The organism is Paracoccus haematequi, from assembly GCF_900631945.1.
GTDB lineage: Bacteria > Pseudomonadota > Alphaproteobacteria > Rhodobacterales > Rhodobacteraceae > Paracoccus > Paracoccus haematequi_A.
In genome coordinates this window covers 1-10,277 of record NZ_UZWE01000073.1, presented here as the reverse complement: position 1 = coordinate 10,277, position 10,277 = coordinate 1, and the positions used below count along the sequence as shown (strand labels likewise).

Here is a 10,277-nt window from a genome sequence, read left to right as displayed (position 1 = left end):
GCCCCGCATAAGATACGTCGTTAACGACGTCGCTATGCACGTGTCTTAGCCGATCACCCCACGCTCAGGCAGGCGGTGGCAACCGGGCGGTTACGTTCAATTGGACACGGACATGTCCGATCCTTGGCCAGCAGAATGAGGACTTCTCGAGCCGCTTGGCGAAGAGACAGATCCCGCTGCCGTCCCACCAAACGATCTTGATCCGGTCCGCGCGTTTCGCCCGGAACACATAAAGGGCGCCGCTGAAGGGGTCGCTGCCTCCATCACGCACCAGGGACAGCAGGCTGTCCGGCCCCTTCCGGAAGTCAACCGGCTGGCTGGCCAGAAAGACTCTCACACCAGACGGGATCATGCCGAGCGCACCGCGCGAAGGATCCGGCGCAGCGCTGCCTCACTGAGATCGGGGCTGACCCGGATCGTGACATCGCCCACCACGATTTCCGCAAGAGGGGCTAGCGAATCCCCAGGATCACTCTCGCCTTGCTTGTTCAGAAAGGCCTTGCGCCAGCCGAACAGCTGCGGCGGCGAAATCCCCAGACGGCGCGCCAGTGCGGAAACATTGACGCCCGGTTCCAGAGCCGCGGTGACTGCCTGTGCCTTGAACTCATCCGACCAGCGTCGTCGTTCGCCGACCGGCGCACCGTCCAGCCGCGCGACAACAGCCTCGACCAACTGAAAGCTACCAGTCGCAGGCATAGGCATAGAACTAGGCGTAGGCATGGAACACCAGTAATCAGATCGATGTCCAAACCCTATCCGAGACCAGGCACGCCATTAACCCACGGGGTCGCCTTCCCGCTTACGAAGATCAAGAAACTGACCATCCAGAACCGGCGCTTGATCCATCAGCGCCAAGCCGCATAACCTCAACCCACGGAGCCAGGACCCTCCCTCCAGACCAACATCAGGCCGAATGTTCCAAATCATTCGACGACGGACACTTCAGATTGGTAACTAGGACAGATCTCCGGCAGTTGGCTCCGTGGACTTGTCTCGGAAAATTGCCGGATCCGTGCTCTATGATGGCGCCCTTTTCTCGAAGACCACGGGGTTCTTCCCGGCAAGGGCTGAATCAGAGGCATTCGTGAAGACGCTCAAGCGCGATTACGTCCAGGTGACGCCGCTGCCGGATGCTCAGACCGTGCTTGAACTGATCGGAAGCTGGTTCGAGGATTGCAACGACAACCACCCGCACTCAGGGCTGAAAATGCGCTCGCCCCGCCAGTTCATCACAGCTCAAACCGCAACCGCCTGAGTGTTCGGTGGTGGGGCAAAACCACATAATCAGGAGTGCCTGGATCAATATCGCCGAACCCCCATCTTGGATCGATGGGCATACATTGACATAGCTATGATCAGGCCTAACACCCTGATCATGCTATGTGTCGCCACAAGCGCGGGTTCGATACCCAAAGCCAGCGCAATCACGCCAAGTTCCGGCGCACCGCCGGGCATGTAGGCCAAGAGCAAGGCCGGTGCCGACAGGTTGAGAAGGCCCGCTATCTGTTTGGCGATCAGGAAGGATGCAACCGCGCAGCCCCCCCCCATCACGCCCGATATCCAGCTGTCCTTGATGATATCCTTGAATTTGTAGCCTTGAAACTTCGTCCCGATGCCGCAGCCGATCACCAATTGCGCCGCGATCGAGAACATCGGCGGCACATGGGCCTCGCTCAGCCCCGCCATGTGAATGCCGGCCGACAGGATCAGCGGAAACATCAACATGCCACTGTTGAAACGCAGGGCCTTGGCTGCGACCCACCCGAACGATCCGCAAAACAGCAGCAGCAGGATCGCACCCGGGCTGATCTCGAACCCGTGGTCCAAGGCGACGCGGCTGGCGCGCGCCAGATCATAGTCGGAGATGAAGCCGATCAGGATCGGTGTCAGGACCAATAGGACGACCATCCGGCTCGTGTGGCACATGGCGATGCGCTTGAGGTCGCCGCCCATGTCCTCGGCTATGGCGCTGACAACCGAAAACCCGCCCGGCACGGCGGCCAGAAAGGCCGTCGTCTGGTCCATATTCCCGAACCGCATCAGGCAGCGATAGACCACCCAGAAGAAGATCGCGGTCAGCAGCAGCATGAAGGCAATCGAGGGCAGCCAGCGGATGATATTGGGCAGCACATCCACGCTGAAGCCCGCGCCGAGCATCGTCCCGATGATCAGCATCGCATAACTGCGCCATGTCGCGGGCAAGGCCAGCTTGACGCGCAATTGAGCCAAAAGCGCCGTTGTCGCAAAGCTTCCCAAAATCCACGGAAGCGGAATGTTGAGATATAGAAACAAAAGGCCGCCGGTAAAACCGACGGCCAAAGTTCCAAGCCCTAAAAGCAGCTTGTTCATTACACGAGAGCCTTCTTCGCCTTGCGATGACGCATGATCGGCAAGATCAGACTGATGACGACCAAGAGAATGAAGAACGCAATCGCGATAGGGCGCTCAAGAAGATAGCCAAGCGGGTTGCCGCCGGAAATCTGCATGGTTCGGACCAGTTCCCCTTCTGTCATCCGGCCAAGTAGCAGACCGATCACTGCGGCCGCCACGGGGTAGTTGTGGCGTCGCATGAGCCAGCCCAGACCGGCAAAGGCCGCGACAGTGAGGGGACCGGCAAGCGTGCCGGTAATCCCGTAGCCACCCCACGCACAAAGCGCCAGAACGGAAGGCACGAGATAGGCCAGCGGAACCTTGATGACGAGGCCCAAGAGGCGCAGCGTCAGGAGCCCCAGAACCCCCAACAGCACGACCTGACCCATATTGCCAATGATGATGGCATAGACCAGCTCGGTTTCATCGCGGATGAAAGCCGGACCGCCGATGATGTTATGGAAGGAGAAGGCGGCGAGAAGCACGGCGGTTGCCGCACCGCCCGGGATGCCAAGCGCCAGAAGCGCGGTCATCGATCCGCCTTCCGAACTGGAGTTGGCGGTTTCGGCGGCCACGACGCCCTCGGGTTCGCCCTTGCCAAAGGCTTCGGGGTTCTTCGAGGTGCGGCGCACCTCACCATAGGCCACAAGGTTGGCAACCGACGAGCCTACGCCCGGGATTGCCCCGATGATGGCGCCGATCAAGCTGCCGCGGAACAAGGTCTTGGGGTAGCGCAGCGACATCGCCATGCCGGCGAGGATACGCTTGAACGAGATCTCGCGGTCGGCATCCGATTGCACCAGATAAGAACTGCCCCGCAGGCGCAGCAATTCGGAGGCGGCAAAAATGCCGATCATGGCAGGCACGACGGCAATACCGTCAATCAGATAGGGATTGCCCAGTTTGGTGCGCATGGTGCCGGTCGTCGACATGCCGATCTGGCTCAACATCAGCCCGAAGGCGCCAGCCATTAGGCCTTTTGCTACGGTGCTGTCATTCAGCGTCGCGATCAGCGTCAGGCCCCAGACGACCACCATGACCATTTCAAGCGGGCCGAGTTTCAAAACGGCGCCTGCCAGAGGCTGGATCAGGAACATCAACAGCAGATAGCCCGCGAAAGCCCCGACAACCGATGCGCCAAGTCCAAGTCCGAGGGCTTCGTTGTGTTGGCCCTTCTTGGCCATCGGATATCCGTCGAACGCGGTGGCGACCGAAGAGGAGGATCCCGGAATGTTCATCAAGATCGCCGTTACCCCGCCGCCATAGGCGCCGCCGGTGAAGATCGACGTCAGGAACAGCATGGCCTGCAAGAAGTCCATGCCGAAGGTGACAGGAAGGAAGACCGCCATCGCCATCGAGATTTGCAGCCCTGGGATTGCCCCAAAAATCAGGCCGATCAGCAGGCCCGGAATGACATAGAGCCACGGCCCGAAGCTGGAGAAGAGGAGGTCTGATGCCTGCGCGAATGCAATGGTATCAATCATGTCAGAGCACCAGAAGCGGCATGGGGAAAGGGAAGAGCGAGCCGAAGAACTTCACCAAAGCCAGGGTGAAGACCGCCGCATAGACGGGGGGAAGCCACAGACGGCGTTCACCGCCGAAAGCCACGCCAGCCCAGACGAAAATGAAGGTCGCAATATCGAAGCCGAACTTGGTCAGGCCGAAGCAAAAGACCCCGAACGCGACGAGCATGATGATATCACCGATAGTCGATTTGCGGTCGGGCAAAGCGCCGTCAGGGACGGATCCTGAGAGGGCCTGCCAGACGAGGGTGATCAGCAGCACGGCGATGATCACGGCGACCGGAACGACGACGATGAGATTGTAAAGCCGTGTCGAGGCGGCGATCGCGCTCCAGGTAATATAGCAAGAGATCACCGCAACGCAGGCCAGCAGCGCCGCATGGGACAGGCTCAGACGGGATGTCATTATGAGACTCGTTCTTATCAAGTGAAGGCAAACACCGCGACCGGTTCAGCACCCGCGGTGTCGCTCTATTTATTGATGCGACTGGAACTGCTGAAGAATTTTGAAGTTTTCTTTGATGATCTCAGTGGTGCGCTCCGGACCCAGCCATTCGGCACCGATTTGCTGGTCGGCCAGCAATTGTGCGAATTCAGGATCGGCCAAGATTGACTCGTAGGTCGCGACCATCTTGGCGAAAGCTTCCGGATGGTTGTCGCGGAATTCGGCATGGGCAGCGATACCGCGCATGGAGCCAACGAGGGGCGTGATGCTCTTACCAGTCGAGGCGATGGCCTCGTTCAGGACCGGGGCGTCCCAATCAGGCAGGGGCGTGTCAGAGGCGACAGCCAGCGGGCGCACATATTCTGCAATCGGCAGGGTGCCGTCAGCGCCCAGAACCGTCATGTCGACTTGGCCGCCAGCGGCGGCTGTTCGTGCAGCACCACCCGACTCGTAGGTCACGATATTCACGTCATCCGCTTCCAGGTCATAGGCCTCGAGCAGTTGCAGCGTGTTGATAAACCCCGTCGACCCCGGCACCACAGAGACACGGATTTTGCCCGGATCACTGCGGACAGCTTCCATCAGCTCGTCGATCGTCGTGTAAGGCAGTTCGTGATAGACGGCGAAGAGGTCCTTGTCGGTCCACTGGCCATTGATGAATGCGAAATCATCAAGAGTGTAGTCAGCATCAAGGTCCAGAATGGCGTTACTGACATAGGGGTGGATCGACGAGGCGAGGAAGACCGTGCCATCGGTCGGCATGTTCATGAAATAGGTTTGGCCGACGTGACCGCCGCCGCCCTCCTGGTTCACGACGCGCACCGGAACACCGAGCTCTTCCTGGAAACGCTGCGCCAAGAGGCGCATGGCGCGGTCCGCAGAGCCACCCGGCCCGAGCGCGACCACGAAGGTGATCTGCTGGCTGGGCCAGTCCTGCGCCTGGACAGGCTGCGCGCCGCTCATCATCGCCGTCGCCATCATCGTGCCAGCAACGAGCATGGCCTTCAAGGATGCCATCTTCATCTGTTCCTCCAAAATAGGTCCCTCTTCAATCTTGTTAACAAGACTGTTCTCCTGCTGTTTTCACTTTAGTGCGCACGTCTTGTCAACATTTTATCAATACATGCAAAACCCTTGACAAACAGGTAATTTCAAGGCGATTTCAGATCATCCCGCCTGCATTCAGGAGAAATTCTTGAGTTTCGGGGCATCGCTATAACCTTGGGATTGCTAACAATAATGCCATCAGCTGCCAAAGTCAGTGCGCAAGAAATCTTTGAGGAATTGCGTGAAAGCATCCTTCAGGGGGAACTCGTGCCGGGACAGCACCTGCCCGAAACGACCCTTGCGCAGCGCTACGATGTCAGCCGCGGCCCTGTGCGCGATGCCTTGCGGTTACTTGTGGATTCCGGTCTGGCGCATCTTGTGCCAAATGCGGGAGTCTCGGTGCGGGCCTTCACCATCGCCGAGGCGCAGGCGCTTTATGAGCTGCGCGAAGGGCTTGAGGCTCAGGCCGCCCGTCTTGCCGCACTGCACATGGATGACGAAGCCGGCGCGCAACTGGAAGACATGCTCATCCAGCATGAGGCGGGTATCTCCGCGCATCCTGATGGGGCCTATCTCACGAAGGGTCAGGATACGGATTTCCACGTCCGCATCGTGACCCTGGCGGGCAATCCGCTTCTTCACCGTCTTTTGACGCAAGAACTTTACCCCCAGCTCATCTTGCTGCGCCAGCAGCATCAGAATGTGCAGGGGCGTGGCCATAGCGCATGGGTCGAACATCGCCGCATCTTCGAAGCCTTGGCCGATCGCGATCCTCTTGTGGCCGACCTGCAGATGCGCCGCCATATCCGCAACTCGTGGTCATCCCTTTCAGCCCAGATTTCAGAAACTCTATCCCAAGGATAAGCCGTTGTCTCAATTGCGTTTGCCAGCCGCTTTCATTCGTGGCGGCACTTCGAAAGCGGTCGTATTCCGGCATCATGATCTGCCACCCCGAGAGCTGTGGCCCGAAATTTTCTGTGCCGCTCTTGGCAGCCCCGATCCCTCGATGCGTCAACTTGACGGCATGGGCGGCGGTCTGTCCTCGCTGAGCAAGATCTGCATCGTTGGTCCCTCCGACCGCCCCGATGCCGATGTCGATTACACCTTCGCGCAAGTTGGGGTGAACAGCACCGTCGTCGATTTCAACAGCAATTGCGGCAATATGAGCTCAGCTATCGGCCCCTTCGCGGTCGATGAAGGGTTTGTCACGCCCCAGGGCGACGGGCCGACCGTCGTGCGTATCCACAACACTAATTCGGGCAAGATCATTCACGCCCGTTTCGTCGTGGAAGACGGCGTGGCGGCCGTAGATGGCGACACCGTCATTCCGGGCGTTTCAGGCAGTGGCGCAACGGTCGAGCTGGCTTTCCAGAACCCTGCCGGCACACGTGGCCGCGGATTGACGCCATCAGGGTCGCTCTGCGACGAACTTGTATTGCCGGACGATAGCAAAGTTGTCGTGACCTGTATCGACGCGGCGACGCCTGCTGTCTTCGTCTCGGCCCAAGCGGCGGGCATCAGCGGCACGATCGATCCTATGACGCTGGATGCCGACAAGGGCGCCATGCAGCGGCTTGAAGTTATCCGCCGTGCCGCATCGGTTGCGATGGGCATCACCCCGAATATCGAAGAGGCGGCCAAGATCATGTCGATCCCCAAGATCGCCATTGTCTCGGGACCGGCCGATTACAGCTGTCTTGATGGCACCAAGGTCGTGGCGTCCCGATGTGATATCGCAATCCGCATGATCTCTGCAGGACAGGCGCATCGCGCTGTGCCGATCACAGGGGCACTGGCCTTGGCAGCGGCGGCTTCGCAAGCGGGCAGTGTCCCGCATGGCCTTTTGGCCGCCGGCACAAGCATCGAGGCCCTGCGTCTGGCAACTCCGAGTGGGGTCATCATTGTAGGCTGCGATCTGGATGACACCGGTGCGGTTCTTTCGGCGAATGTCGTCCGGACCCAGCGCCGCCTTATGGATGGCCAGATCTATCTGCGCCGATCCGCTTTCTCCTCCGATACCCTGAATGAACTTACCGACCTGAAGGAAACAGCCTGATGCTGAGCCAAGACATCAACCGCGCATTCCGCCAACGCCTGACCAAGGGCGGCGCCCTACTAATGCCGGGAGCAGCGAACGCACTTGCCGGACGCGTCATCGAAGACCTGGGCTTCGAGGCCGTGTATTTGTCGGGCGCAGGTCTCAGCAATACCTATCTTGCCAAGCCGGATCTGGGATTCATCAACCTGTCGGAGATCGCGCAACACACCGCGACGATCCGCGATGCGACGTCGTTGCCGATTGTCGTCGATGCCGATACCGGCTTTGGCAATGCGCTGAACGTGCGCCATACCATCCGCACCCTAGAGCGCGCCGGTGCCAGCGCAGTGCAACTTGAAGACCAGCTCAATCCCAAGCGTTGCGGTCACTTCAACGGCAAGGATGTCGTCGGCCTTGATGAGGCACGCTCGCGCATCCGTGCCGCTGTCGATGCACGGCAAGACCCGAACATGTTGATCATCGCCCGCACCGACGCCCGCGCAACGCTTGGCTACGAAGCGGCACTCGAGCGGGCCGAAGCCTTCATCGAAGATGGCGCGGATATTACCTTTGTTGAGGCACCGGTAAGCCAAGACGAAATTCGTGGCATTCCCCAGCGCCTGAAAGGCACTCCCCAGCTGGTCAATTTGGTGGTCGGTGGTCGCACGCCGATCATGCCGCTTGCGGATCTGGACGCAATGGGCTTCTCGCTTGTCCTCTATGCCAACGTCGCCTTGCAGGGTGCGATCTATGGCATGCAACAGGCTCTTGGCCAGTTGAAGCGTGATACCATGCTTGATGAGGATGGTCCGGTCGCCAGCTTCATCGAACGTCAGCGCGTGGTCCAGAAGGATGCCTATGACGCGCTGGAGCAATCCTACGCCATCTGAGCGCCGGCACCATTTTTCGCTTGAAATCGAATGGAAATGCGCTGCCGCGAAAGGCCTTTAGTGCTGAGGCAGCGCATCCATGTTGACGCTTGACGTAAGTGTTCCATCCCGGATGATCACATAGACCCTCGCCGGTCGCCCCTCTTCGTGGCAAGGTCGATCCTGCGCGAGGTTCGAGAGGGAGTGGAATCATGCTGATCTCTCTGCACAAGCAGGCGACGACGACGCCGAAGAGCCGTGCCGCGATCCAGGCGAGCAACGAACCGGCCTGGCGGGTGGCGGAGCGCTACGGGATCTCCGAGCAGACGGTCTGGAAATGGCGGGGTCGCGACGACGTCCACGACCGGAGCCACACGCCGCACCGCTTGCAGACGACGCTGACGCCTGCGCAGGAGGCCGTCGCGGTTGCCCTCCGCAAGGCCTTGCTCGCCGGGTCTTCGGCATAGTCGTTGCCGAAGCTGGTGCGGATATAGTTCACCACGGCCGCGACCTGAGCGTCATCCAGAAGATCGCCCAAGGGCGGCATCGCCTTCTGGCCGTGGGTGACGACATAGACCGGGTAATCGGCCGCCATCAGGTTCTCGTTCCTGGCCAAGGCGGGATACATGCCTGCGCCGACGGCCCCCTGTCCTTCCGGCATGTGGCAGGCGGCGCAAAGGGCGTCATAGATCACCTTACCGTCGGTCTGCGTCAGCTTCGACGGGTTCTGGAACCATCCCGTCGTGTCTGCCTTCGGCAACTATCTGCTGGTGGTCGTGAACCGGACGACGCCGGCGACGGTCTCGGCGCCCCTCATCTATTTCCAGTTGATCGCCGCCACCGTGATCGGGTTCCTCGTCTTCGGCGACTGGCCGGAACCGCTGACCCTGCTCGGCCTTGCCGTGATCTTCGCCTCGGGTGTCGGCGGCCTGGCGCTAGTGCCGAGGCGCTAGGCGCGGCGGCCCCGTTCGTGGCGTACACTGACAAGCGCCACGAAGCTGCTCTGCAGTAGCTCAGCCTCTGCACGCGATCCACCCGCGCAGGGGCGCGGGAGGGCCGCAGGCGCCTTGTTCCCCGGACACGCCCGAGAAACCTAAACGCCGTCTGCAGAGCGCACTGCGCCCAAGCGACCGTATGCAAACCGCAACAGGGCCAAAGGCGAGCGGAGCCCTGAAGGAATTGCGCCAGCGCCAGTCTGTCTCGCAACCCTCGTCCGAACGAAGCCTTGGCTCCGCTCGCCGCCATCGCCTGTCCTGAGCTTCCGATTGTGGGACGGCGCGCGCGTTCTACCGAAGGGGAGAAGGCAAGCAGGGCGGCTCGACATTCACTCCTTACCCACTTCCTTGGCGTTCCCTCCCGTTCGCGGCAGAAAGCGATAGACCGACGACCGTGCGATGCCGAGCTGCCGGGCAATGACAGAGGGGCTCAGCTTCTCCTCCGCGTGCAGCCGGCGAACCTCCTCAGGGTCGATCTTCGGCTTGCGGCCCTTGTAGACACCACGCACCTTGGCGGCGGCGATCCCTTCCATCTGCCGCTCGCGGCGCAGGTTGGTCTCGAACTCGGCGAAGACTCCCAGCATGTCGAAGAAGGCCTTGCCGGCGGCGGTCGCGGTATCCACCGGCTGCTCGGTCGCCTTCAGCGTGACGCCTTTCTCCTTCAGCTCATGAACGATGTCTTGCAGATCCTTGAGGCTGCGGGCCAGCCGGTCGATGCGGGTGATGATCAGCGTGTCACCCGGGCGCAGGAACTGAAGCAGGATGTCGAGTTCGGAGCGCCCCTCGCGGGAGGTGCCGGTCTTCTTCTCGGCCCGGATCACCTGACAACCCGCCACACGTAGCGCCTCCTCTTGCAAGGAAAGGTCCTGGTCCGTCGTGGAAACGCGCGCGTAGCCGAGACCGCTCAGCTCTTCGTAGAGCTGTGTCAGGGATTGACGTTCCCGGCTGGCCCGCGCGGCGTTGACCTCCAGCAGTCGGTTGAGCTCCCCC

At 60.6% G+C, this 10,277-nt stretch carries 11 protein-coding genes and 3 pseudogenes; 6 read left to right on the top strand and 8 right to left on the bottom strand.

What is annotated here, in order from left to right; translation table 11 throughout:
* Positions 1–64 precede the first annotated feature (64 nt).
* Positions 65–352 (bottom strand): IS66 family insertion sequence element accessory protein TnpB, encoded by a 288-nt coding sequence (tnpB, locus tag PARHAE_RS22215; protein ID WP_126156254.1) that lies wholly within the window; start codon positions 350–352, stop codon positions 65–67.
* The gene (locus PARHAE_RS19910) at positions 349–672 is read right to left on the bottom strand and encodes a transposase (protein WP_164555327.1); all 324 of its coding nucleotides are present in this window, start codon (positions 670–672) and stop codon (positions 349–351) included. The genes tnpB and PARHAE_RS19910 overlap by 4 nt, the downstream gene beginning before the upstream one ends.
* 400 nt (positions 673–1,072) lie before the next feature.
* Here PARHAE_RS19910 and PARHAE_RS19905 point away from each other — a divergent pair.
* Positions 1,073–1,255 (top strand): annotated as a pseudogene (locus tag PARHAE_RS19905) (integrase core domain-containing protein); the annotation flags it as partial.
* Between the two features lie 44 nt (positions 1,256–1,299).
* Here PARHAE_RS19905 and PARHAE_RS19900 read toward each other — a convergent pair.
* The 4 genes from PARHAE_RS19900 to PARHAE_RS19885 form a co-directional block, all read right to left on the bottom strand.
* Positions 1,300–2,349, bottom strand: coding sequence for an AbrB family transcriptional regulator (locus PARHAE_RS19900; protein ID WP_126156252.1), 1,050 nt, complete (start codon positions 2,347–2,349; stop codon positions 1,300–1,302).
* Positions 2,349–3,854 carry a tripartite tricarboxylate transporter permease gene (locus PARHAE_RS19895; protein ID WP_126156251.1) on the bottom strand — a complete coding sequence of 502 codons (1,506 nt, stop codon included), beginning with the start codon at positions 3,852–3,854 and terminating at the stop codon, positions 2,349–2,351. The genes PARHAE_RS19900 and PARHAE_RS19895 overlap by 1 nt, the downstream gene beginning before the upstream one ends.
* 1 nt (position 3,855) lies before the next feature.
* Complete coding sequence (locus PARHAE_RS19890) at positions 3,856–4,299, bottom strand: tripartite tricarboxylate transporter TctB family protein (RefSeq protein WP_126156250.1); 444 nt, start codon at positions 4,297–4,299, stop codon at positions 3,856–3,858.
* A 69-nt stretch (positions 4,300–4,368) separates the two neighbouring features.
* Complete coding sequence (locus PARHAE_RS19885; protein ID WP_241232909.1) at positions 4,369–5,355, bottom strand: Bug family tripartite tricarboxylate transporter substrate binding protein; 987 nt, start codon at positions 5,353–5,355, stop codon at positions 4,369–4,371.
* Positions 5,356–5,577: 222 nt separating this feature from the next.
* Between PARHAE_RS19885 and PARHAE_RS19880 the strand changes: the two genes are divergently transcribed.
* The 4 genes and pseudogenes from PARHAE_RS19880 to PARHAE_RS21805 all read left to right on the top strand — a co-directional run.
* A complete protein-coding gene (locus PARHAE_RS19880; protein WP_126156248.1) occupies positions 5,578–6,249 on the top strand; it encodes a GntR family transcriptional regulator in 672 nt (223 codons plus the stop codon).
* Between the two features lie 4 nt (positions 6,250–6,253).
* Positions 6,254–7,441, top strand: a complete 1,188-nt coding sequence (locus PARHAE_RS19875; RefSeq protein WP_126156247.1) for a PrpF domain-containing protein — start codon at positions 6,254–6,256, stop codon at positions 7,439–7,441.
* Positions 7,441–8,313, top strand: coding sequence for an isocitrate lyase/PEP mutase family protein (locus PARHAE_RS19870; protein WP_126156246.1), 873 nt, complete (start codon positions 7,441–7,443; stop codon positions 8,311–8,313). The genes PARHAE_RS19875 and PARHAE_RS19870 overlap by 1 nt, the downstream gene beginning before the upstream one ends.
* A 191-nt stretch (positions 8,314–8,504) precedes the next feature.
* Positions 8,505–8,741, top strand: a pseudogene (locus tag PARHAE_RS21805) (IS481 family transposase); the annotation flags it as partial.
* 44 nt (positions 8,742–8,785) lie between these two features.
* Here the strand turns inward: PARHAE_RS21805 and PARHAE_RS22210 are convergent.
* Positions 8,786–8,986 (bottom strand): annotated as a pseudogene (locus PARHAE_RS22210) (c-type cytochrome); the annotation flags it as partial.
* 49 nt (positions 8,987–9,035) lie between these two features.
* On the opposite strand from PARHAE_RS22210, the gene PARHAE_RS19860 reads away from it, so the two are divergent.
* Positions 9,036–9,245 carry a hypothetical protein gene (locus PARHAE_RS19860; protein WP_126156245.1) on the top strand — a complete coding sequence of 70 codons (210 nt, stop codon included), beginning with the start codon at positions 9,036–9,038 and terminating at the stop codon, positions 9,243–9,245.
* Between the two features lie 371 nt (positions 9,246–9,616).
* Here PARHAE_RS19860 and PARHAE_RS19855 read toward each other — a convergent pair.
* Positions 9,617–10,277: recombinase family protein (locus PARHAE_RS19855; protein WP_241232908.1), on the bottom strand; the 661-nt coding region annotated here is incomplete at its 5' end.

Excerpts from the sequence above, each read along its gene's own strand:
- tnpB (WP_126156254.1), bottom strand. The coding sequence starts at position 352 with ATGATCCCGTCTGGTGTGAGAGTCTTTCTGGCCAGCCAGCCGGTTGAC.
- PARHAE_RS19900 (WP_126156252.1), bottom strand. The coding sequence starts at position 2,349 with ATGAACAAGCTGCTTTTAGGGCTTGGAACTTTGGCCGTCGGTTTTACC.
- PARHAE_RS19895 (WP_126156251.1), bottom strand. The coding sequence starts at position 3,854 with ATGATTGATACCATTGCATTCGCGCAGGCATCAGACCTCCTCTTCTCC.
- PARHAE_RS19890 (WP_126156250.1), bottom strand. The coding sequence starts at position 4,299 with ATGACATCCCGTCTGAGCCTGTCCCATGCGGCGCTGCTGGCCTGCGTT.
- PARHAE_RS19885 (WP_241232909.1), bottom strand. The coding sequence starts at position 5,355 with ATGGCATCCTTGAAGGCCATGCTCGTTGCTGGCACGATGATGGCGACG.
- PARHAE_RS19880 (WP_126156248.1), top strand. The coding sequence starts at position 5,578 with ATGCCATCAGCTGCCAAAGTCAGTGCGCAAGAAATCTTTGAGGAATTG.
- PARHAE_RS19870 (WP_126156246.1), top strand. The coding sequence starts at position 7,441 with ATGCTGAGCCAAGACATCAACCGCGCATTCCGCCAACGCCTGACCAAG.